Genomic DNA, 22,687 nt, shown 5'->3' with positions numbered 1-22,687 from the left:
TGACAACCGGTCAGCCTGCGGGACGACTCCGCTTGCAGCCCCTGTGGTGACGCCCGCGCGGGTGCGGTGCCCCTAGCGTTGCGGCTGTCAGGAACTCGTTTGCGTGAGTGGAGTGGAACATGTCAGCACTGGCGTCCGACGTCGGCACCCGGACCGCGGTCGCGGCCCGTGACCTGGTCAAGGTCTACGGCAAGGGCGACACCGCGGTGCGCGCGCTGGACGGGGTCGGCGTGGCCTTCGCCGCGGGCCAGTTCACCGCGATCATGGGCCCCTCCGGCTCGGGCAAGTCCACCCTCATGCACTGCCTCGCCGGTCTGGACACCGTGGACTCCGGTTCCGTCCACATCGGACAGAGCGAGATCACCAGGCTGTCCGACCGCGACCTCACCAAGCTGCGCCGCGACCGGGTCGGCTTCGTGTTCCAGGCGTTCAACCTGCTCACCACGCTGACCGCGGAGCAGAACATCCTGCTGGGCCTGGAACTGGCCGGTCGCAAGCCCGACCAGGTCTGGTTCGACACCATTGTGGACACCGTTGGCCTGCGCGATCGACTGCGGCACAAGCCCACCGAGCTCTCCGGCGGCCAGCAGCAGCGCGTGGCCTGCGCCCGCGCGCTGGTGAGCAAGCCCGAGGTGGTCTTCGCCGACGAGCCCACCGGCAACCTGGACTCGCGCTCCGGGGCCGAGGTGCTGGACTTCCTGCGCATGTCGGTGCGCAAGTTCGGCCAGACGGTGATCATGGTGACGCACGACCCGGTGGCCGCCTCCTACGCCGACCGCGTCGTGCTGATGGCCGACGGGCACCTGGCCGGGGAGATCGCCAACCCGACCGCCGACTCCGTGCTGGCCGCGCTGCGCCACCTGGGCGCGTGATGCTCAAGACCACCCTCGCGGGCCTGCGCGCCCGCACCGCTCGACTCGTGCTGTCCTCGATCGCGATCGTGCTCGGCGTCGCCTTCGTCAGCGGCACGCTGATCCTGGGCAGCGCCCTGGACGCCAACCTGCACAACGACTTCGCCCGGCAGACGCGGGGCGTGGACGTGTCGGTCGAACCCGGCCGCAGCAGCTCCGGCAGCGCTGACGAGGACCGCGGCGGCATCAGCCAGACCCAGTTGGACCAGGTGCGGGCCGTGCCCGGCGTGGCCGCGGCCGACGCGCGCTGGGGCGCCCAGGTGCCGCTGGTCGGCGCGAACGGCAAGGCCAAGTCGGCCACCGTGTCCGCGCTGGAGGGCGACCAGCGGCTGCGGATGACCGACCTCCAAGAGGGCCGGATGCCCGCCAAGGCGGACGAGATCGCGCTGGACGCCACGACCGCGCAGACCGCCAAGCTCGCGGTCGGCCAGAAGGTCTCCGTGCTGGACCAGGCCGACAAGCCCGTGCCGCTGACGATCGTCGGCACCTACACCCAGGGCGTGTCCAAGTCCTCGCTGAGCGGGGACGCCGCCGTGCTGCTGCCCAGTGCGCTCGCCCCGCTGGCCAAGGAGCACTACGTCGGCCAGGTCGTGGTGGCCGCCGACCAGGGGGTGAGCCAGCAGCAGTTGGCCGACCGGATCAGCACCGCGGTGGGCGGCAAGCTGTCGGTCAAGACCGGCGAGCAGTACACCGTCGACGTGCTCAAGCAGGTCAGCCGCGGTTCCGGCGGGCTGACCCAGTTCATGCTGGTGTTCGCGCTGATCGCGCTGGTGGTGGCCGCCATGGTCATCTACAACACCTTCACCATCCTGGTCGCGCAGCGGACCAGGGAGCTGGCCCTGCTGCGGTGCATCGGCGCCGACCGCGGCCAGGTGTTCCGCAGCGTGCTGTTGGAAGCACTGGTGATGGGCCTGTTCGCCTCGGTGCTCGGCCTGGGCGCCGGCGTCGGCCTGTCCGCGGCGTTGCAGGCCGGGGTCGGCTCGGTCTTCGGCGGCAGCAAGGGTCCCGTGCAGTTGCCGCTGACCGTGAACACCGTGCTCATCGCCTTCGGGGTCGGCGTGGTGGTCACCGTGCTCTCCGCCGTGTTGCCCGCGCTGCGCGCGACCAGGGTCGCGCCGCTGGCCGCGCTGCGCAGCCTGCCGGACAGTCAGGACGAGGTGCGCCGCACCAGCGTGGTGCGCATGGCGTTCGTGGCCATCCTCGCCCTGTTGGGCGGCGGCGTGTGCTTCATCGGTCTGCGCTCGGGGGACTCCGTCGGCTTCATCGTCACCGGGCTGGGCACCATGGTGCTGCTCGGCGCGGTGATCGCGCTCGGCCCGGTGATCGTCGGCCCGGTCAACCGGGTGCTCGGCGCGCTGCCCCGGCTGCTGTTCGGCGTGCCCGCGAAGCTGGCCAGCGCCAACGCCACCCGCAACCCCAAGCGGACCGCCGCGACCACCGCCGCGCTGATGATCGGCGTCACGATCGTCACGATGATCACCGTGGCGGCCGCCAGTGGCAAGGAGAGCGTCACCAGCGAGATCGACAAGCAGTTCCCCGCGGACTACCTGGTGACCTCCGCGGTGCGCGAGCACCCGCTGCCCACCTCGCTGGCCGACCAGTTGCGCGCCCAGCCCGAGGTGCAGACCGTGACCCCGACCGGCTCCGCCGAGGTCAAGGTCAACGGTAAGTCGCTGTACCTGTTCGGTACGCCCGCCGACTCACTGGGCAAGTCGGTGCAGCTCAAGCAGTCCCAGGGGGATGTCAGCAGGCTCGGACCGGACACCCTGCTGCTCAGCGACAGCCAGGCCACCCGGTACGGGCTGAAGGTCGGTGACCGCGTGCGGGCCGGTGGCGCCACGCTGACCCTGGCCGGTACCTACTCCAACGAGGACCAGAGCAGTGCCATCGTCTCCCTGGAGACCCTGCAACGGATCGCCCCGGGCACCGGGTATCGGATGATCATGATCAAGGTCCGGGACGGGGTCAGCCCGCAGGCGGGGCAGGCCGCCGTGGAGAAGGCCACCGCGAGCAGCCCCATCGCCGAGGTCGCCAGTGGCGCCGCCCGCAAGTCCGACCTGGCCGGCCGCGTCGACCAGATGCTGATGATCATGTGGGCCCTGGTCGGGCTGGCCGTGGTGATCGCGCTATTCGGCATCGCCAACACGCTCACCCTGTCGGTGCTGGAGCGCACCCGCGAGTCCGCCCTGCTGCGGGCGCTGGGCCTGACCCGCGGCCAGCTCGGCTTCATGCTGCTCATCGAGTCGGTGCTGATCGGCCTGATGGGGGCGGTGATCGGCGTGCTGCTCGGCATCGGGTTCGCCAAGCTGGTGGTCTCCGCGTTGTCCACCGACAAGCTGCAAGTGGGCTTCGTGTTGCCCGCGGGCCAGCTCGCCGTGATGCTCGCCGTCGCCGTGCTCGCCGCCGCTGTGGCCGCCGTCCTGCCCGCCCGCCGTGCCGCCCGGACCTCCGTGGTCGCCGGAATGGCCGAGGCCTAGCCCGGTTTGTCAGGAAAGTGCCGTTCGAGACATCTAGTGTCTCGAACGGCACTTTCATGACGGGACGCCTTGTTCGCGAGGTGTTTCTGCAGCTTCGCGTGGCGGAACTGGTAGACCGCTCCCGCCTGCCGCAGCACACCGCGTTGGTGCGCGTCGTTGAGGAAGGCCACCAGCCGCCACGGCACCCGCCCGGTCAGCGGCAGCCAGAACCGCGCGATCACCAGCCACCGCCCCCATGCCTTGCCCGCGAGAGCCGCCACGGCAAGGATGCTTCCGCTGAGGACGCCGGTGAGGAGGTCCAGCCTGTTTCCGGTCAGAGTGGGAAAGAGTGCTCCCATGAGCAGGGCTGTGACGGTCAGATAGCTGGCGGATTTGAGTAGAGCGCTGTTTCTGTCCGCTTTGAGCAGTGTTCTTCCGGTTGAGCCGTGTGTGCTCTCGATTTCCACGTCCGAGGTCACGAGTGTTGAGAACATGCTCACGGCAGCCTTGGCGATGAGGCCGAATGATATTCCCAAGACGATGAGTATGGAGAGGTGGACTCCGGTTCCCGGGATGTCGTTCGAAGTCAGGGTGGGTACTGTCGATTCGGAATCTTTGTTTGCTATGATGCTGACGGTGAGTATCGTGGCCCCGGCCAGCGGAAAGATCCAACTCGCTCGGCTGGCGAGGTTCGCCCGGAGTCCACGTTGTGTTCGCGGTCGCGCGCTTCGCTCGATTGCTCCTGCGAGGCCGAGGGAGAGCGCCAACGGCGGAGCCACCGTGATTACTGCCCCGATGCTGGGGGCGTTGGGAAGCAGCTGTGCACCGATGGCCGCTATGGCGATGAGGCCGAATCCACTGAGCGCTGTGAAACGAAAGAACAGGCTCCTGTCGAAGTGGATTGATCGACCTCGTGTTGGTCCGGTTGACATCCCTATCAGGGCTCCGAGGGCTGCGCCGAATCCTGAGTAGGCGAGCAGATCGCTTGTGTTGAAGGTCGCGTTGTGGTCTATTGTCGATACTACGTACAGCCACGTGAAATCCACTGCGCCCAGTAGGCTCCCGATGGTGAGGAACTTCGCCATCGGCGCCAGGCGTGTCGCCCTGCGGCGGATGTTCATGCGAGCGCGCGAGGGGGTGGATTCCGTGCCGCCCGAAAGGCGGTATGCGGCCGCATAGAGCAGGCTCAGTGTGAGCCCTCCGCCAATGCTGATTGGTAGGGAGAAGTTGTGACTGGGGCCGAAGGCGAAACCGATCGCGGTGCCGAAGGCGAGCCAGAGCCCGATCAGCGCGGTGAGGTGGTAGCCGATTCCGACGGCAAGTCCGCTGACCAGGCAGCACCCCGCGGCTGCCGGGAGGACGACACCGGTCCCACCGCACGTGAGGCCGACGAGGCAGATGATCACGCCCACCGCCGCGCCGATCAGCGACGCGCGTTTCAGGCGGGGCATGGAGTCGCCGAACTGCCACCAGGCGAGGTTGGGGGTGCCGAGCTTGGTGAGGTGCTGTGCGAGAAAACCGAGCCACTGCTGGGTGTTCTCGGGGTTCCAGCGGGGTTTCTCCTGGTAGGCGGCAGGAACGAAGGCGTCGAGCAGGTGGGTTTCCAGCGACTCGGGGGTTGGGAAGCGCTTGGTGTCGAACAGTTCGAGCGGTTCCGGGCCGGGGCCATCGCTGTAGATCGTGCGGGCGAGGCCGACCATCAGCGGGTTGGACAGCACCTGGATCACGTGCTGGGAGGCCAGGTCGGGGTGCACGGCCAGTCGGTTCAGCACCGGCTGCCAGACCCGGCGGCGGGCGGTGAGGGGCAGGTACTCGTCGAGGTCGCGCAGCGTGAGCGGGTCCAGTTCGATGGCGGCGGCATGGGTGAGCACGTCGGCGGCGCCCACGGCGGCGGTGTACTCGGCGAGCCGACTGGTCAGCAGCAGCGGCATGTCCACGCGGTTGATCGCATCGAGTGCGGCGCGGTGCAGGCCGGTGGCGATCTCGTCGAACCCGTCGAGCACGGGCAGGATCCGGTTGGCGTCGACCAGTGCGGCGGCCAGGCGGGCCCCGGCCGTCCCGGCCGCGGCGAACCCCGGGTGGTCGCGGATGAGTTGCTCGGTGAGCCAGTCACGTAACTGTGTGACGGCTGGATTCCACGAACCGAGGCTGAAGATGACCGGCACGGGTTCGTGGGCCTGGCGTTCGTCGAGTTGATCGAGTACGAACCGGATCGTGAGGATTGTCTTGCCGGAACCGGCTGGGCCCAGAATCACCAGTCGTCCGGACGGAACCCTGCGGTAGACCTCGAGGATCTGGTCCATTCGCCCGCCCAGGTCCACGGGCTTCTGCTGGCGCGACCGGTGGATGTTGGGCCAGTGGTCCATCAGGGCCTCGGGCGCGGTGTGCCAGCCGACGTCGAGGCTGCGCGGGTCGTGGATCCGGCGCCGTTCCTCCTCCCGGGACCACTGGAGCCGGACCGCGTCGGCGAGCTGGCTCGCCGCCTTGTCCAGTTCGGGGTGTGCGTCGGGAGCGGGGGAGCGCTCGCACCGGGCCGCGCAGTCCGGCACGAACTCGTGCAGCTTGTCGAGCAGCCGGAGGATCGCGAAGTCCTCCTCGCGGTGCCGCATTCTCAGGTACTGGAGCGGAGCGAGTTGGGCCAGTTCGGGCGGCAGGTTCTCCGCCTTCAGCCGGCTCACTTCGCCGATGAGCACCGGAATGACGTGCAGACCGCTCGCGAAGGCCATGGCCAGTTCCCGGTGTACCCAGTCCTGCGGATCGGCGATCGTGCGTCCGCCGCGCTCGGTCGTGAGCCAGCCCGAGCCGATCACCGCCACCAGCACCTTGCACCGCGGCAGCTTCGTGATGATCTCGTTGGCGAAGTCGTGCCCGAGCTCGATCGACTTACTGGCGAAGAAGACGTTCTGCTTGCCGAAGTGTTCGATGAGTTCGCGTGCGATGAGGGTTGCCGCCCACTCCTCATCTCCTGTGCGGTAGTTGACGAAGAACTCAGGCAGTGTGGTTCACCCCTCGACCCGAATCGAGTGGCCAGATTACGCGCCCACGATGCCGGGCAGCAATTGAGGTGGCCTTTCTTCCGGTCAATGGAAGAAAAGCCACCTCAATGCGGAGTGCTATCGGTGCTTCGTCGTGGTGCCGGTCGTCGTGTGGTGGCCGTTGATGAAGAAGAAGTACACGAGTACGGCGACCACCAGCAGGGCGAGGACGACGGCGAGCGCGATCTTGCCCTTGCTGTACGGGCGGTCGCCGATGACCTCACCGGTGACCCCGTTGATCAGGACCTGCCAGTTCTTGCCCGCGTACACGTAGCAGGCGATCCACACTGGCAGCAGCATCAGCTTGAAGGTCATGTCGGCGTGGTTGGTGTTGACCGACTCCACGCGCTGCTCGTCGCCGCCGATGTCGTTGCTGCAGTCCTGCTGGATGACCTGGGCCATCCGCGCCTTGGCCTCTTCGAGGCTGGTCTCGGGCTCGATGTCGTAGCGCAGCGAGTGGTACCCGGCGAGGTACTGCGGCTGGTACGGCTGGGCCTCGGGCAGTGGCCAGGGCGCGAGCTGGTCGAGCTTCTGCGGGGGCACGACCACGCTGGCGGGCACGAGCACGTCGTCGAAGAACCGGCTGACCTGCCCGCTGACGTGGTACCAGCGGGTGTGCCGGACCTGCCGGGTCTGCCGGTTGCCGTCGCTGTCGGTGTAGCTCTCGGTGACGTAGTAGTGCTCGCCGCGCGCCCCGGTGTAGTAGGACGTGGTCTGCGAGTCGAAGGTCCAGTGCGGCAGGTAGGTGCCCTTGGTGGACTCGGCGGTGCTGACCTTCTTCAGCGCGTTGGGCGCGAACCACCGCGAGGAGATCCAACTGCCCAGCGCGCCGCGAACCCCGTTGTGGTCCAGGCGGAACGGCAGCACGGCCTCGGGCACGATCTGCCCGGTCGCGTTCGGGTCCACCACCAGCGGGGTGCCGCAGAACTGGCACGGGCTGGCGGACTCGTTGGTCTCGGTGCGGGCCGCGCAGCGCGGGCAGGCCAGCACGTACGCCCCGATGCTGCCGACGGGCTTGCGGGGTAACGTGCCGAGCTCGGCCAGCGCGTACTCGCGGATCTGCCGGTCGCCGGCGGTGATCTGCTGCTGGAACCCGCAGTACGGGCACTTCAGCACGTTGGTGCCCGGCGCGAACTGCACGCGGGCCCCACAGCCGCCGCACGGGTAGGTGTGCGAGGACACCATCCCGGTCTGCTGGTACGGGTCGGTCATCGTCGCTCAGCCCTGCGGGGGCAGCGGCGGCGGGGTGTTGGCCAGCAGCGAACCCAGTTCGGGCACCTGCGAGGCGGGCACCCACTGCGCCATGCCCGTCTTCCAGACCAGCGTGTTCGGGGTCAGCACCCCGGCGCCCGCCTGCTGGGCGAGCGCGCCCTGGTCCAGCGGGCCGATGCGCTGCCCGTCGGCGGTGCCCAGGTACCACTGCTCCTGCGCGGGCAGCGGGGGCGGTCCACCCGGTGCGGTGGGCTGGGGCGCGGTCTGCGGCTGCTGGTACTGCTGCGGCTGCTGCTGGTACTGGGGCTGGCCGGGCTGCGGGAAGCCCGCCGCCACGCGCTGGCCCAGCGCCATGCCCAGGCCGACGCCCAGGCCCTCACCGGCCCCGCCGGGGTTGTTGGCCGCGTCCTGGATGGCGTTGGCCGCCTGGAACTGGGTGTACTGGTCCAGGTTGCCGACGATGCCCATCTGGCTGCGCTTGTCGATGGCCGCCTCGACCTCGGGCGGCAGCGAGATGTTCTCGATGACGAACTTGGGGATCTGGATGCCGACCGGGGCGAGCTCCTGGCTCAGCGCCGCGGCCAGCTTGTCCCCGATCATGCCCTGCTGGGTGGCCAGGTCCAGCATCGGCACCCCGGAGCTGGCCAGGGCCGTGCCGAGCCTGCCGACGATGATCTGCCGCAGGTACTCGGAGACCTCCTCGGTGCGGAACTGCGGGTCGGTGCCCGCCAGTTCGCGCAGCAGGGCGGGCGGGTCGATGACCCGGATGGCGAACGCGCCGAACGCGCGCAGCCGCACCATGCCGAACTCGGGGTCCCGCACGATGACGGGGTTCTGCGTGCCCCACTTCAGGTCGGTGAACTGCCGGGTGTTGACGAAGTACACCTCGGCCTTGAACGGGGAGTTGAACCCGTACTTCCAGCCCTTGAGGGTGGACATGATCGGCATGTTCTGCGTCTGCAGGGTGTACATGCCGGGCGGGAAGGCGTCCGCCACCTGGCCCTCGTTGACGAAGACGGCCGCCTGGGACTCACGCACGGTGAGCTTGGCGCCCATCTTGATCTCGTTCTCGTAGCGCGGGAACCGCCAGACGATCGTGTCGCGGCTGTCGTCGAGCCACTCGACGATGTCGATGAACTCGCCGCGGATCTTGTCGAACAGTCCCACTGGGTTCCCCCGAGGTGCAGCGGATGGTGGCGATGGCCCGGCCACGATACCGGATCGACCTGTGCGCGGGGGTGTGATCGGATCAGTCGTCGCTCTTGCCGCCGCCGGTGGACCGTGCGTTCCAGCGCACGCTGGTGACCTGCGGTTCCATGCTCAGCCGGGACACCGCCGACTCCATCTGCTTGTCGTCTCGCTGGTCGGTGAGCAGGTCCGCGCGCACCTCCACGTAGCCCTCCACCGAGCTGTTGCGGCTGGACACCGACTGCAACTGGAAGCCGGTGCCGGACATGGACTGCACGAGCAGTGCTCGGATGTGCGCCTCGGCCTCGTCCTTGGTCACGGCCATGAACGTGTACTTGGTGGTCGTCTCCTCGCCGGAGTCCGGCCGCCGGTCCACCATGCGGCCCACCCAGCGCAGCGCCACGTTGGCCAGCAGCACCACCACGGTGCCCGCCACCGCCGGTTCGTACAGCCCGGCACCGCACAGCGCGCCGACCGCCGCGGAGCACCACAGCGTGGCGGCGGTGTTCAGCCCGCGCACGTTCAGCCCGTCACGCATGATCACGCCCGCGCCGAGGAAGCCGATGCCGGAGACGATCTGCGCGGCCACCCGGGTCGGGTCGGCCTCGTGCGCCCCGGGCACGGAGGTGAAGCCGAAACCGGACAACAGCACAAAAAGGGTCGCTCCGGTGGCGACCAGGGCGTTGGTGCGCAGGCCCGCCATCCTGGCCCGGTACTGCCGCTCGAAGCCGATGGCCGCGCCGAGCCCGACGCCCGCGATCAGGCGCAGCGACATCTCCAGGGTAGACATGAACCGCAAACCTCCACTGTGGACGAGCGTCGGCCCCATTCGACATCGGCAGGGCGGACCGCGAGCTGTACGGGGCGTTGCGCGTTCACAGCCAACTGGTGAACTTGCGGACGTACCAGGTCTTCACCAGCTGCACGAGCAGGCAGTAACCGAGCAGTGCTCCAGCCAGCCAGGGCAGGTACGAGACGGGCAGCACCCGCATGCCCAGCGAGGCGGCCACCGGGCTGAACGGCAGCGCCAGGCCCGCGGCCACGGCCAGGGCGGTGGCCAGCACCACCGGCCAGCTCGCCCGGCTGGCCAGCCCGCGGCGGCTGCGGATCACGTGCACGATCAGCACCTGGGAGAGCAGGCCCTCCACGAACCAGCCGGTCTGGAACAGCGCGGGCTGGTCCGCGCCGAACAGCCGCCACATCACCGCGAACAGGGCCAGGTCGAACACCGAGCTGAGCGGCCCGATGACCAGCATGAACCGGGCCAGCCCGCGCGCCTCCCAGCGCCGGGGCGCCCGCAGGTACTCGCGGTCCACCCGGTCCCAGGGCATGGCCAGCTGGGACAGGTCGTAGATCAGGTTCTGCACCAGCAGCTGCACCGGCAACATCGGCAGGAACGGCAGGAAGGCGCTGGCGGCCAGCACGCTGAGCACGTTGCCGAAGTTGGAGCTCGCGGTCAGCTTGACGTACTTCATGGTGTTGCCGAAGGTGCGCCTGCCCTCGACCACCCCGTGCGCCAGCACGGTGAGGTCCTTGCGCAGCAGGATGACCTCTGCCGCCTCCCGCACCACGTCCACCGCCGAGCCCACCGACACCGACAGGTCGGCCTCGCGCAGCGCCGCCGCGTCGTTCACCCCGTCGCCCAGGTAGCCCACGGTGTGCCCGTTGGCCCGCAGTGCCCGCACCACGCGGGCCTTCTGCGTGGGCGTGGTTCTGGCGAACACCGTTGTGCGCTCGACGAGTCCGGCCAGCTTCGCGTCATCGGCGGCGTCGATCTGGTTGCCCAGCACGACCTCGCCCACCTCGATGCCGACCTCGCGGCACACCTTCGCCGCCACCAGCGGGTGGTCGCCGGTGATCACCTTGACCGCGACCCCGTGCCCGGTCAGCTCCCGCACGGCCGCCGCCGCGGAGTCCTTCGGCGGGTCCAGGAAGCACAGGTAGCCCACGAAGGTCAGCCCCTGCTCCTGCTCGACCTGGTAGACCTCCTGCTCCGGCACGGCCTTGCGCGCGACGGCCAGCACCCGCAGTCCGTCGGCGGCCAGCTCCTCGGCCTGTTCGAGCAAGTCCTTGCGCACCAAGGAGTTGATCGGCAACTCGACCCCGTCCACCGCCAGCGCGGTGCACCCGGCGAGCACGTCCTCGACCGTGCCCTTGGTGATCAGCAGGTGGTGTGCGTCCGTGTCGCGGACCACGACCGACAGCCGCCGCCTGCTGAAGTCGAACGGGATCTCGTCCACCAGCCGCCAGGTGGCCTCCAGCATCATCGCCCGGTCGGCGTCCACGCGTTCGGTCACGGCGCGGTCCAGCAGGTTGCGCAGACCGGTCTGCAGGGCGGAGTTCAGGAAAGCCAGCTCCAGCACCGAGTCCTCGTGCCGCCCGCGCGCGTCCAGGTAGCGGTCCAGCACGATCCGGTCCTCGGTGAGCGTGCCGGTCTTGTCGGTGCACAGCACGTCCATCGCGCCGAAGTTCTGCACGGCCCGCAGCTGCTTGACGATCGCCTGCCTGCGCGACAGCGCCACCGCGCCCCTGGCCAGGTTCGCCGTCACGATCACCGGCAGCATCTCGGGCACCAGCCCGACCCCGACCGACACCGCGAACAGCAGGGCCTGCGCCCAGTCGCCCCGGCTGAACCCGTTGACGGCCAACACGATCGGCACCATGACCAGCGCGAAGCGGATCAGCGTCCAGCTGGCCGCGCGCACGCCGCGGTCGAAACTGGTGTCCTCCACCCGGTGGGTGAGCCGTTCGGCGATCGAGCCCAGGTAGGTCCGCGCGCCGGTGCCCACCACGACTGCCGTCGCCGTGCCGCTGAGCACCGTGGACCCGAGGAAGCAGAACGAGGGCGAGTCCAGCACGTTGCGGCCCGCGGGCACCGGGGCGCCCGCCTCCTTGTCCACCGGCAGGGATTCGCCGGACAGCGTGGCCTGGTCGACGACCAGGTGGGTGGCGGTGAGCAGTCGGCAGTCGGCGGGCACCAGGTCCCCGGCCGACAGGTGGATCACGTCCCCGGGCACCAGCAGTTCGAAGGGCAGCTCGGTGGTGACGGCCCCGGACACGCCGCGCCGTGTGCCGCCGGTGCCCCTGCGTGCGACGGTCGCCGTGGTGGTGACCATGGCGCGCAGCCGCTGGGCCGCGCGCCCGGAGCGGAACTCCTGCCAGAAGCGCAGTCCGACGCTGATCAGCACCATCGCGCTGACCGTGATCGTGCCCTTGTGGTCCCCGGTCAGCGCGAGCACGAGGTCCAGCACCAGCAGGATCACCACGAAGGGGCTGGCGCAGCAGCGCAGCAGCTGGTTGGCCCACAGCTGGGCCTCACCGGCGGCGACCAGGTTCTTGCCGTGCCTGGCCAGCCGCGCGTCGCGCTCGAAGGTGGTCAGCCCCGCGGGGTGCCCGTCCAGGTGCCGGATCAGGGCCTTGGTGTCCATTGTGGACAGTTCGGTGAGCGTGGCGGCGACCGAGGTCGTGGTGCGCATGGCGGAACTCCCTGGCGGAGGGGTGAAGGGGAGTGGCCGCCGACTGGTGCGCTCAGGCGCGCGGGAGCGGGGCGGCCAGCGGACTACTGCCGTCAGTACTCAACGCCAACCACCTCCTCGCGCTCACAGGGCGTTGCTCGCCGTAGCGGAGTGTACCCGCTCGTGCCTTTTGGTCACAGATCTGCTTCGGGAGCTTGACAGTGAGGGCTGTCACCCAAAAAAGTGGAAGCGCTCTCATTTTGGCTGAAGGGGGAGTCAGATGACCACGGGCACCGCGCTGCGGTTCCCCGCCGGGTTCCTGTGGGGGGTGGCCACTTCCTCGTTCCAGATCGAGGGCGCCACACACGAGGACGGCCGAGGGGCCTCGATCTGGGACACGTTCTCGGCCACGCGCGGCAAGGTGGACGGCGGCGGCACCGGCGACCCGGCCTGCGACCACTACCACCGCTACGGCGAGGACGTGGAACTGCTGGCGGACCTGGGCCTGGCCGCGTACCGGTTCTCGGTGGCCTGGCCGCGCGTGCAGCCCGACGGCCGTGGCCCGGTCGAACGACGTGGTCTGGACTTCTACGACAGGCTGCTGGATCGCCTGCTGGACAAGGGGATCGAACCGGTCGCCACGCTGTACCACTGGGACCTGCCGCAGGCGCTGGAGGACGCGGGCGGCTGGCCCAACCGGGACACCGCCCACCGGTTCGCCGAGTACGCGGCACTGGTGCACGCCAGGTTCGCCGACCGGGTGCGGATGTGGACCACGCTGAACGAACCCTGGTGCTCGGCCTTCCTGGGCTACTGCAGCGGGATCCACGCCCCGGGCCGCCAGGACCCGGTCGCCGCGCTGAAGGCGGCCCACCACCTGCTGCTCGGGCACGGTCTGGCCATGCGGGCCCTGCGCGCGCAGGCGCCCTCGGACCACCAGCTGTCCATCGTGCTGAACCTGTCGCCCGTGCTGGCGGAGGATCCGTCCGCGGGCGAGGCCGTGCGCAAGGTGGACGGCCTGCAGAACAGGTTCTTCCTCGACCCGGTGTTCGGCCGCGGCTACCCGGCGGACGTGCTGGCCGACACCGCCTGGCTGGGCGACTGGCAGCGGGTCGTCGCCGACGGGGACCTCGACCTGATCGCCACCCCGCTGGACTGGTACGGCATCAACTACTACAGCCCGGTCCGTGTTTCCCTGGCCGACGAACCGCTCGCGGTCACCCCCGGCAACCTGCCCGGTCTGCGCGGCGTGCGCATGCTCGAACCGCGCGGGCAGCTCACCGGCTTCGGCTGGGAGCAGAACGCCGACGCGTTCCACACCCTGTTGCGCCGACTTGGCCGGGACTACCCCGGGGTGCCGATGATCGTCACCGAGAACGGGTCCGCCTTCCCCGACCTGATCAGTCCACAAGGGACGGTCGAGGACCCTGAGCGCAGCGGCTACCTCGTGGACCACCTGCGGGCGGTGCACCGCGCCGTGGACGCCGGGGTCGACGTGCGCGGCTACCTCGCCTGGTCCCTGCTGGACAACTTCGAGTGGGCCGCGGGCTACGGCCAGCGCTTCGGCCTGGTGCACGTGGACTTCGAGACCCAGCGCCGAACCATCAAGGACAGCGGGCGGCTGTTCGCGCGCATCGCAGCGGAGAACGAACTGCCGGTGTGAGGTCGGGTGGGGTGCGCGGCGCGTGTCGGCGGTTGCGGTAGCGCGTGTCGGCGTTTGCGGGACGGCGTGTCGGGCGTTCCGGGGCGGTGTGTCGGGCGTTCGGGGGTGGTGTGTCGGCGGTTGGTGTGCGGCGAGTCCCGCTCTGTGGGGCGCGAGTCCCGCGTTGGAGAGCGCGAGTCCCGGCCTCAGGGGCGTGAGTCCCGGTCTGGGGTGTGCGAGTCCCGCTGTGCGGTGTGGGCGCGCCGGGATTTGCGGGGTGGTGTGTTTGCGGTGGTGGGTGGTTTCTCGGTTGGTGGGATGCGGGGGCGGGGTACGGGGTGTGGCGGGGCTGGGGGCGTGGGTTGGTTTGGTGCGGGTCCCTCGCGGCGGCCTTGGATCGGGGGTTCCGGGGCATGGGGGGATGCCCCGATTCGCCGACGAGCGTATGGCCGCCGCTACTCACACAAAACCAACCCGGTTGAGGTTGGTGCGTACGGGGGTTGGGTGGTGCGGGTCGGAGGGTGGGGTGCGGGCGTGGTGGCGCTTGTGGTGGGGCGAGTCCCGGCTTGGGGAGGGTGGGTGTCAAGTACCGGGTTTGATGGAGGGTCTGATCATCCGCTCGGTGTCGACGCGGGTGTGCTTACGCGGTGATGGTTGGCTTCGTGTTCCACCGGTGGAATCAGGCCGAGTTCGCCGTGGAGCCGGCGGTGGTTGTACCAGTCGATGTACTCCGCGACGGCGATCTCGACATCGTCGATGCCGCGCCAGGGGCCCATGTTGCGGATCAACTCGGCCTTGAAGATCGAGTTGAACGCCTCGGCCAGGGCGTTGTCGTAGCTGTCGCCCACGGATCCGACCGAGGCCACCGCGCCGGCGGCGGCCAGCCGTTGGGTGTAGCGCACCGCCCCGTATTGCGCGCCGCGGTCGGAGTGGTGGACCAGGGCGCGGGTGTCCTGTCGGTCCCGTCGACGGGTCCACAGGCCCATCTCCAGCGCGTCGAGCGCCAGGCCGGTGCGCAGGCTGGTGGAGACCTGCCAGCCGACCACACGGCGGGAGAACACGTCCAGCACGAACGCGGCATACACCCAGCCGGTGAACGTGCGGATGTAGGTGATGTCGGCGACCCACAGCCGGTTGGGCGCCGGGGCGGTGAAGGTCCGTTTGACCAAGTCCGGGCGCGAGTCGTTCCCTTTGCCCGGTCGGGTGGTGCGTGGTGTCCTCAGTCGGGAAACCCCTTGCAGGCCACCCGTTCTCATCAGTCGAGCGACGGTGCAGCGGGCGACTGTTCGGCCGTGGACCCCGCCCTGGCGGACCAGTTCGGCGTGGACCTTGCGGACCCCGTAGACGCCGTAGTTGTCCTGGTGGATCTGGGTGATCTTCGCGGTGATGGCGATATCGCGGACCGCGCGGGCTGACGGCGGGCGGGACCGGGCGGCATAGTAGGTGCTCGGAGCGATCTTCATGCCGGCCTGGGTGAGCACGGTGCAGATCGGCTCGACTCCGAACTGGTGCTTGTGGGTGTCGATGTAGTCGACGATCAGCGGGAGGGGCGGTCTAGTGTCGTGCGCCGGAAATCCGCCACATAAGTCTAGTCTGGGTTGATGGCGCGGATTGGACGTCCTCCTGCTGAGGTGACGTTGACCGAGCAGGAGCGGGTAACGCTGGAACGGTGGGCGCGGCGGGCGAAGTCGTCGCAGGTGCTGGCACAGCGGTGCAGGATTGTGCTGGCGTGCGCGGACGGCCTGCCAGGCAAGCAGATCGCCGAGGATCTTCGGGTTCACCCGTCGACGGTGACCAAGTGGCGCAGGCGATTTCTCCAGCATCGGCTGGAGGGCCTGGTCGATGAGGAACGGCCGGGCCGTCCGCCGTCGATCACGGTGGACCAGGTCGAAGAGGTGATCGTGGCGACTCTGGAGGAGACCCCGCGCAACGCCACACACTGGTCTCGGGCGTCGATGGCGGAGAAGTCCGGGCTGAGCAAGTCGACCATCGGCCGGATCTGGCGCGATTTCGGGCTCAAACCCCACCGTGCCGAGACCTTCAAGCTCTCGACCGATCCATTGTTCGTGGAGAAGGTCGTCGATGTCGTTGGCCTGTACCACAATCCGCCCGAGCGGGCGGTGGTGCTGTGCGTGGACGAGAAGAGTCAGATCCAGGCACTGGACCGCTCCCAGCCGGTGCTGCCGATGATGCCGGGTATGCCTGAGCGGCGCACACATGACTACGCCCGCAATGGCATCACCAGCCTGTTCGCCGCGTTCGACGTCGCCGATGGCACGGTGATCGCCGAGTTGCATCGTCAGCACCGGGCCGCCGAGTTCAAGAAGTTCCTCATCACGATCGACAAGACGGTCCCGGCGGAGCTGGCCGTCCACCTGGTCTGTGACAACTACGGCACTCACAAGACCCCGGCGATCAAGGCCTGGCTGGCCAAGCACCCCAGGTTCCGCATGCACTTCACCCCGACCGGATCATCGTGGATCAACCAGGTCGAACGCTGGTTCGGCTTTCTCAGCGACCAGAAGATCACCCGAGGTACCCACCGCAGCGTCCAAGCGCTGGAGAAGGACATCCGCGTCTGGATCGCTGACTGGAACACCCATCCACGGCCGTTCATCTGGACCAAGACCGCCGAAGAGATCCTCGAGTCACTCGCCCGATTTTGTAGGCGGATTTCCGGCGCAGGACACTAGCTCCGCCGCGAAGAAAGCCGACGCGGACTTGAGGATCGCATTGGCTCGACGCAGCTCCTGGTTCTCGCGTTCCAGCTGGGCGATGCGCTCGGCGTCGCTGGTGGTGGTGCCCGACCGGTCCCCACTGTCGATCTCGGCTTGTTTGACCCAGGTCCGTAGCGATTCGGGGTGGATGCCCAGTTGGTCGGCGATCCATTTGATCGCGCCTGGCGCGGTGGCGGGGTCCCGGCGGGCGTCCACGGCCATCCGGGTCGCGCGTTCACGCAACTCGTCGGGGTACTTCTTCGGCGCGGGCATCGTGATGGTTCCTTCCAGGTTTCGATGTCTCCATCAAACCCGATACGGAACAGGGTTCCGGTCTGAGGTGTGTGAGTCCCGCTGTGTGGAGTGTGAGCCCCGGCTTGGAGAGCGCGAGTCCCGGCCTCTGGTGTGTGAGGCCCGGCCGCCGGTGGGCCGAGTTCCGCTGTCTGGGGTGCGAGTCCCGGCTTGGGGTGTGTAAGTCCCGCTCGGGGGAGGGCGAGTTCCGGTCTGGGGAGGGTGAGTCCCGGTCTCCGGTGTGTGGGTCTCGCTGTCTGGGGCGGGAGTTCCGGTCTGGGGTGTGTGAGCCCCGGTTTGGAGAGCGCGAGTCCCGGCTTCCGGTGTGTGGGTCCCGCTGTGTGGAGTGCGAGTCCCGGTCTGAGGAGCACGAGTCCCGCTCTGGTGAACGAGAGTCCCGGCTTGGGGAGGGCAAGTCCCGGTTTAGCGAGCATGAGTTCCGCTTGGGGGAGGGCGAGTTCCGCTGTCTGGGGTGCGAGTCCCGGCTTGGTGAGCGGGTGTCCCGCTCTGGGCGAGCGCGAGTCCCGGTCTGGGGAACCTGAGTCCCGGTCTCCGGTGTGTGAGTCCCGCTTGGGGGAGCGCGAATCCCGCTCCGGGGAGGGTGAGTCCGGTCTGGGGGAGGGTGAGTTTCGGCCTCGGGTGTGAGTCCTGCTGTCTGAAGCGTGAGTCCCGTGCTGGGGAGCGCGAGTTCCGCTGCCTGGAGCACGAGTCCCGGTTCGGGGAGTGCGAGTTCCGCTGTCTGGAGGGCGAGTCCCGGCTTGGGGTGTGTGAGTCCCGCTCGGGGGAGGGCGAGTCCTGGTCTGGGGGAGGACGAGTCCCGGTCTCGGGTGTGGGGCCTGCTGTTTGATTTGGGTGTGTCGGGTTTGGGGTTGGTCACCCACATGGATAGCCGTTGTTGGGTAAAGGTTTTGGGGTGGATTGGGGAGTAGAGTTGTTGGTATGACAGCGTTTGTGGACACTGTGACCGTCACGGAGTTGTGGCGGTTGGGGGACGCGGAGCTGTTGGGTGAGTGCAGGACGCGGAAGTGGTTCTGCGGCAAGCGTATGCGCGGGTGTTGGGGTTGGTCGCGGAGGCGGATGCGCGGGGTGTGGCGGAGCGGGTGGGGTACCCGAGCCTGAGTGAGTTGCTGCGCGGTGTGCTCTGCGTGAGCAAGAAGGAAGCCAGACAGCGGATCGCGCACGCGGGGGTTCCGGTGGCAGTTCCGCTTGAGCCGGAGCAGTTGTCGGTGATCAACCGGGTGCTACGGGAGTTGCCGCCACACATCGGTGCGGCCGACCGGGAGCAGGCTGTCGAGGTCCTGGCAGCAGCGGCCCAGACACTGGACGCCTCCAACCTGGTGCCACTGGGCCGGGAGATCGTCAACCGGCTGGACCCCGACGGGGCGCTACCGAGCGAGGACGAACTCGCCCATCCGCGACGAGAGTTCCGGTACGACACACGGCGGGACGGGTCAGTACGGTTCCACGGGTGCCTGGACGCGGAGACCGGCGCCCTGCTGGAGGCAGTCCTCAGCCCGCTGGCGAAACCACACGACGCCCACGACACACGCACCCTGCCCGAACGGCAAGGGGACGCGTTCGCGGAACTGCTGGAGACCAGCACGACGCCGACGGAAGGCGGAGAACGCCCCCACATCGCAGTGACCGTGCCGCTGACAACACTCCAGAACGGGCTCGGCACCACCGAACTCGCCCCATCAGCGATCCGCCGACTGGCCTGCGACGCGAAGGTCCTCCCAGTGGTACTGGGCAGCAACTCCGAACCGCTCGACGTCGGGCGGATCAGCTACACCGTGCCGCCCCACCTCCGACGAGCACTGATCGTCAGGGACAAGCATTGCGCCTTCCCGGGGTGCAGGCGACGGCCGAGCAGTTGCCATGCACACCACATCATCCACTGGGCGGACGGAGGGGACACGGCGCTGACCAACCTGGTGCTGCTCTGTGGAATGCACCACAGACTGATCCACCACAGCGGCTGGACAATCGACATGGTCAACGGCAGGCCGGAGTTCACGCCGCCGGGCTGGCTCCGGAGGAGGCGAAGAAGCTAGGAGGAGCGGCGGCGGACCAGCTGGACGGGCAGCACCTCGTGGCGCTGCTTGGGTTCCTCGCCGCGGATCAGCAGGAACAGGCAGTCGATCATGGCCTGGACCTGGGTGCCGATCTCCTGGCGGACGGTGGTCAGCGGGGGATCGGTGTGCGGGGCGACGGAGGGGTCGTCGTCGAAGCCGATGAGGGCGACGTCCTCGGGGACGCGTTTGCCGGCGGCGCGCAGGGCGGTGAGGGCGCCGGCGGCCATCAGGTCGTTGGCGGCGAACACGCCGTCGAGGTCGGGGACGCGGCGCAGCAGTTCGGTCATGGCGCGCTCACCGCCCTCACGGCTGAAACCGCCGCTCTCGGTGAGGTGGGCGGTCTGGGTCTCGTCGGCGTGGACGGCGCGCTGCCAGCCGGCGAGGCGGTCGAGGGCGGCGAGTTCGTCGGAGGGGCCGGTGATGCTGACGACGCGGCGGCAGCCGAGGTCGAGCAGGTGGCGGGTGGCGAGTTCGCCGCCGCCCTCGTTGTCGTTGTCGACGGTGTGCAGGCCGCGCAGGGTGCCCCATGGCCGACCGCCGAACACGACGGGCAGCGGCAGCTTGTGGGCGGCCTCGGGCAGGGGGTCGTCCTGGTGCGGGGTGAACAGCAGGGCGCCGTCCACGTGGCCGCCCGCGAGGAAGCGCTGGGCCCGCAGCTGGTCCTCCTCGGAGTGCACGAGCACGAGCACCATCTGCGAGTCGTGCACGGCGAGGCCGGTGGCGGCCCACTTCACGATCCCTGCGAAGTGGGGGTCGTTGAAGATCTTGGGCTGGGGCTCGGAGAACAGCACGGCCACGGCCCCGGTCCGCCGGGTGACCAGGGTGCGGGCGGCCTGGTTGGGCTGGTAGCCGAGTTCGACCACGGCGGTGGTCACGGCCTCCAGCGCGGCGGGGCTGACCCGGGGCGAGCCGTTGAGCACGCGGGAGGCAGTCGCGCGGGACACCCCGGCCCTGGCGGCCACGTCCTCCAGGGTGGGACGCGCATCAGGCCGCTGGATCACCACACCGCACCACTCCTCACCGGCAACTCGGGTGCAGCTTATCCCCTCTGTCCTGGTGGCTCAGGGCCAGCGACACCCGCAGCAGCCCGTCCTCGGTGCGCACGGAGCCGGGCAGCCCGGCACGGCTGCCGGTGCGGATCAGCGCCTCCTCGGCGGGCAGGCACCAGCCGATCAGCTCGGCGAACCCGGCGCCCCGGGCCATGCCCGCGAGGTAGCCGAGCAGGGCGGTGCCCACCCCACGTCGCTGCCACTCGTCCTCGACGAGCAGGGACACCTCGGCGAGGTCAGGAGTGGTCATGCCGATGAGCTGCCCGATGCCGACGACCTGGTGCCCGCACACGGCGAGCACGGTGCTGCCGCGCGGCGGGGCGAGCAGGCGGTGCAGCCAGCGGCGGGGCACGCTGCGCACCCCGGCGTGGTAGCGGGCGAACAGGCTCCGCATGGAGCAGCGGCGGTGCAGGGCGGCCACGGCCTCGGTGTCGGCCTGCCGACCGGCGCGCAGCACGATCCCGGCGCCGTCGGAGGTCAGCACGGCGCGGGGGCCCAGCGGGATGCTCTGGGTGGCGCGCAGCAGCTCGACCAGGGCGAAGGCCCTGGACAGCTCGGTGTCGGTGAACGGGGCCCAGCCGCGGCGCACGAGGATGGCGCCGCCCTCGGGCATGCCGAGGACGAACTGGTGGGCGTCCACGGCCTCCACACCCCAGCCGACCAGGGCGGAGCCGGTGTTCACGGGCTCCACGGAGTCGGCGCCGAGCACGGTGCGCAGCGCGGCGGCCACCTCGGCGGGGTCGGCCACGGCGCGGGCGGCGGCCCGCAGGGTGGCGGCCCGCTCGTCGACCAGGTCGTGCACCCGGGCGGCGGTGATGGCGACCCGCCTGCCGCCCTCGGCGCGGACCACGCCGACCAGGTCGGCGGGCCGCAGCGAGTCGGGCGCGCTGATCACCAGCTCGTCCACGACACCGCCGGGCACGGGCAGCACAGACAGGGCCAGCACGTTGCAGTCCCGCGCGGCCAGGTGCACGGTCAGCTTGGCCAGCACGCCGGGGTTGTCGTCCAGGTGGACGCGCAGCCGCCAAGTCGAGGTGCTCATGGCCTCCAGCGTGACCGACCGCCGTTGCCTGCGTGTTTCGGCGGGGTTATTGCCCGGCGGGCGGGCACCAGATCCAGCCGCACGAGGTGCTGGTGGTGGTCGGGGACGCCGAGGTGGGCCTGGGCGTGGTCCTCGTGGTGGTGGTGGTCGTCGTCGGCCGGGGGGCCGCACTGGACGGTGAGCTCGGGTCCACGGGCTTGTTGACCACGGCCTGCGGGGCACTGGAGGTGGTGGAGGTCGGCGTCATCGTGACCACGATGGTGGACACCTCGGTGCGCACGGTGGTGGTGGCCACCGGGGCCTGGGTGTGCGCGGCCTCGTGCTCGTTGACCGACCGTTCGTGCAAGTAGGCACCCAGCAGGACGCCGACCACCGCGGAAGCGGCCACCGCCGACCCCGAGGTGGCCCACAAGGCACGCACCGCCGGTCTCCTCTTCTTCGGTCCAACGGGTGAGTCGACGGTACGCCGTGGAGCGTGACCGGATGCTCCAACACGACCCACATCACGCTAGTAGACCGGTCAAGAGCCCGGGAATGCCGCACGGCAGGGGGTGTGCGGCATTCCCGGGGCGGTTCAGGACTTGTCCACGAACCGGGTGGTGTAGGTCTTGGACAGGTCCACCGTGTCCTTCTTGCCCTTGACGTTGGGCGAGAACTGGCTGAGCACGGTCAACACGTTGGCGGCGCCGTCGGCGGGCATGCGGCCGTCGGCGTTGAACATGGACTTGGTGTCGTTGATGGCCTTGACGTACAGGTCCTTGTTGCCGCCCGCGAAGTCGGCGGGCATCTTCTCGGCGATCTCCGCGGCGGAGTGCGTGTTGACGAATTTCAACGTCTTCACAAGCGCGTTGGCCAACTTCTGCACGACGTCCTGGTGCGCGGCCACGTAGTCACAGGTCATGTACAGGGAACTGGCCGGGTACAGCCCGCCCAGCGCGGCCTTGGTGCCCTCCACGGTGCGCATGTCCATGAGCACCTTGCCCTTGCCGGTGGAGGTCAGCTGGGCCACGGTCGGGTCGGTGGTCATGCCCGCGTCGATCTGGCCGTTCTCCAGCGAGGCCACGAAGGTGGACCCGGCCCCGGCCTTGACCTCGGTGAAGTCGGTGCCCGCCTTGAGCCCGTGCTGGGAGGCGAGGAACTGGGTGAGGAAGTCGGTGGAGGAGCCCAGATCGGTCACCCCCAGCTTGCGGCCCTTGAAGTCGGCGGCGGAGCGCACCTGGTCGGCCTTGGCGGTGGCCACGACCTCCACCTCACCGGGGATGTTGGCCAGCTGCACCACGCTCTGCAGGCACTTGCCCTTGGTCTGCAGGTCGATGGTGTGGTCGTAGAAGCCGACCACGCCCTGCACGTCACCCGCGATCAGCGAGTTCTCGGCGTTCACCCCGGCCTGCTGGGTGGCCAGGTCCACGGTCAGGCCCTGTTCCTTGAAGTAGCCCAGCTGCTCGGTCAGCTTGGCGGGCAGGTAGATCACCTTGTCGATGCCGCCGACCATGATCTTCAGGTTGGTCTGCGTACCGCCCGCGCCGTCGGAGCGGGAGTCCCGGCAGGCGGCCAGGCTCAGTGCGGTCGCGGCGGCCAGCAGCACGACCGCGGGGGTGCGGAGCTTCATCTCGG

Annotated in this window: 15 protein-coding genes and 1 pseudogene; 6 read left to right on the top strand and 10 right to left on the bottom strand. The window is 69.3% G+C overall.

All coding sequences use genetic code 11. From position 1 onward, the window contains the following. Positions 1–119: 119 nt before the first annotated feature. Both KALB_RS34345 and KALB_RS34340 read left to right on the top strand, forming a co-directional pair. Complete coding sequence (locus tag KALB_RS34345) at positions 120–872, top strand: ABC transporter ATP-binding protein (protein WP_025360205.1); 753 nt, start codon at positions 120–122, stop codon at positions 870–872. Beyond that, a complete protein-coding gene (locus KALB_RS34340; RefSeq protein ID WP_025360204.1) occupies positions 872–3,388 on the top strand; it encodes an ABC transporter permease in 2,517 nt (838 codons plus the stop codon). The genes KALB_RS34345 and KALB_RS34340 overlap by 1 nt, the downstream gene beginning before the upstream one ends. Here KALB_RS34340 and KALB_RS44555 read toward each other — a convergent pair. The 5 genes from KALB_RS44555 to mgtA form a co-directional block, all read right to left on the bottom strand. Further along, complete coding sequence (locus KALB_RS44555; RefSeq protein ID WP_268872281.1) at positions 3,385–6,363, bottom strand: TIR domain-containing protein; 2,979 nt, start codon at positions 6,361–6,363, stop codon at positions 3,385–3,387. The two genes, KALB_RS34340 and KALB_RS44555, sit on opposite strands and share 4 nt — an antisense overlap. 117 nt (positions 6,364–6,480) lie before the next feature. After that, positions 6,481–7,614: a TFIIB-type zinc ribbon-containing protein gene (locus KALB_RS34330; protein ID WP_025360202.1), complete on the bottom strand. Its 1,134-nt coding sequence runs from the start codon at positions 7,612–7,614 to the stop codon at positions 6,481–6,483. Positions 7,615–7,620: 6 nt separating this feature from the next. Beyond that, positions 7,621–8,781: an SPFH domain-containing protein gene (locus KALB_RS34325; protein ID WP_025360201.1), complete on the bottom strand. Its 1,161-nt coding sequence runs from the start codon at positions 8,779–8,781 to the stop codon at positions 7,621–7,623. 82 nt (positions 8,782–8,863) lie between these two features. Continuing rightward, entirely contained in the window at positions 8,864–9,592 is a 729-nt protein-coding gene (locus KALB_RS34320) for an MgtC/SapB family protein (RefSeq protein ID WP_025360200.1), read from the bottom strand. An 85-nt stretch (positions 9,593–9,677) separates the two neighbouring features. Next, positions 9,678–12,278 (bottom strand): magnesium-translocating P-type ATPase, encoded by a 2,601-nt coding sequence (mgtA, locus tag KALB_RS34315; protein WP_025360199.1) that lies wholly within the window; start codon positions 12,276–12,278, stop codon positions 9,678–9,680. Positions 12,279–12,537: 259 nt separating this feature from the next. Here mgtA and KALB_RS34310 point away from each other — a divergent pair, with 259 nt between their 5' ends. Next, positions 12,538–13,920 carry a GH1 family beta-glucosidase gene (locus tag KALB_RS34310; protein ID WP_025360198.1) on the top strand — a complete coding sequence of 461 codons (1,383 nt, stop codon included), beginning with the start codon at positions 12,538–12,540 and terminating at the stop codon, positions 13,918–13,920. Positions 13,921–14,510: 590 nt separating this feature from the next. Here the strand turns inward: KALB_RS34310 and KALB_RS49605 are convergent. After that, the gene (locus tag KALB_RS49605) at positions 14,511–15,680 is read right to left on the bottom strand and encodes an IS3 family transposase (protein ID WP_148309767.1); all 1,170 of its coding nucleotides are present in this window, start codon (positions 15,678–15,680) and stop codon (positions 14,511–14,513) included. Here KALB_RS49605 and KALB_RS34300 point away from each other — a divergent pair. Further along, the gene (locus KALB_RS34300) at positions 15,561–16,592 is read left to right on the top strand and encodes an IS630 family transposase (RefSeq protein ID WP_236650411.1); all 1,032 of its coding nucleotides are present in this window, start codon (positions 15,561–15,563) and stop codon (positions 16,590–16,592) included. The genes KALB_RS49605 and KALB_RS34300 overlap by 120 nt on opposite strands. Before the next feature lie 3 nt (positions 16,593–16,595). Here KALB_RS34300 and KALB_RS34295 read toward each other — a convergent pair. Beyond that, positions 16,596–16,889, bottom strand: a pseudogene (locus KALB_RS34295) (transposase); the annotation flags it as partial. Positions 16,890–18,052: 1,163 nt separating this feature from the next. Between KALB_RS34295 and KALB_RS34290 the strand changes: the two are divergent. Then, positions 18,053–18,961 (top strand): HNH endonuclease signature motif containing protein, encoded by a 909-nt coding sequence (locus KALB_RS34290; protein ID WP_158510869.1) that lies wholly within the window; start codon positions 18,053–18,055, stop codon positions 18,959–18,961. Here KALB_RS34290 and KALB_RS34285 read toward each other — a convergent pair. Together KALB_RS34285 and KALB_RS34280 are read right to left on the bottom strand one after the other, a co-directional pair. Then, positions 18,958–19,980: a LacI family DNA-binding transcriptional regulator gene (locus KALB_RS34285; RefSeq protein WP_025360196.1), complete on the bottom strand. Its 1,023-nt coding sequence runs from the start codon at positions 19,978–19,980 to the stop codon at positions 18,958–18,960. The two genes, KALB_RS34290 and KALB_RS34285, sit on opposite strands and share 4 nt — an antisense overlap. 19 nt (positions 19,981–19,999) lie before the next feature. Then, positions 20,000–21,073 (bottom strand): GNAT family N-acetyltransferase, encoded by a 1,074-nt coding sequence (locus tag KALB_RS34280; RefSeq protein ID WP_025360195.1) that lies wholly within the window; start codon positions 21,071–21,073, stop codon positions 20,000–20,002. 32 nt (positions 21,074–21,105) lie between these two features. Between KALB_RS34280 and KALB_RS34275 the strand changes: the two genes are divergently transcribed. After that, the gene (locus tag KALB_RS34275) at positions 21,106–21,423 is read left to right on the top strand and encodes a hypothetical protein (RefSeq protein ID WP_148309766.1); all 318 of its coding nucleotides are present in this window, start codon (positions 21,106–21,108) and stop codon (positions 21,421–21,423) included. Between the two features lie 224 nt (positions 21,424–21,647). On the opposite strand, the gene KALB_RS34270 is transcribed toward KALB_RS34275, so the two are convergent. Continuing rightward, positions 21,648–22,682: an ABC transporter substrate-binding protein gene (locus KALB_RS34270; protein ID WP_025360193.1), complete on the bottom strand. Its 1,035-nt coding sequence runs from the start codon at positions 22,680–22,682 to the stop codon at positions 21,648–21,650. Between the last annotated feature and the right edge of the window lie 5 nt (positions 22,683–22,687).

Source organism: Kutzneria viridogrisea DSM 43870 (assembly GCF_000525635.1).
Classification (GTDB): Bacteria; Actinomycetota; Actinomycetes; order Mycobacteriales; family Pseudonocardiaceae; genus Kutzneria; species Kutzneria viridogrisea.
The sequence above is the reverse complement of the archived record's forward strand: the minus strand, read 5'-3'. Positions and strand labels throughout refer to the sequence as shown.

Bases quoted from the DNA above. Each gene is read 5' to 3' on its own strand.
- KALB_RS34345 (WP_025360205.1), top strand. From the start codon at position 120: ATGTCAGCACTGGCGTCCGACGTCGGCACCCGGACCGCGGTCGCGGCC.
- KALB_RS34340 (WP_025360204.1), top strand. From the start codon at position 872: ATGCTCAAGACCACCCTCGCGGGCCTGCGCGCCCGCACCGCTCGACTC.
- KALB_RS34330 (WP_025360202.1), bottom strand. From the start codon at position 7,614: ATGACCGACCCGTACCAGCAGACCGGGATGGTGTCCTCGCACACCTAC.
- KALB_RS34320 (WP_025360200.1), bottom strand. From the start codon at position 9,592: ATGTCTACCCTGGAGATGTCGCTGCGCCTGATCGCGGGCGTCGGGCTC.
- mgtA (WP_025360199.1), bottom strand. From the start codon at position 12,278: ATGCGCACCACGACCTCGGTCGCCGCCACGCTCACCGAACTGTCCACA.
- KALB_RS34310 (WP_025360198.1), top strand. From the start codon at position 12,538: ATGACCACGGGCACCGCGCTGCGGTTCCCCGCCGGGTTCCTGTGGGGG.
- KALB_RS34280 (WP_025360195.1), bottom strand. From the start codon at position 21,073: ATGAGCACCTCGACTTGGCGGCTGCGCGTCCACCTGGACGACAACCCC.
- KALB_RS34270 (WP_025360193.1), bottom strand. From the start codon at position 22,682: ATGAAGCTCCGCACCCCCGCGGTCGTGCTGCTGGCCGCCGCGACCGCA.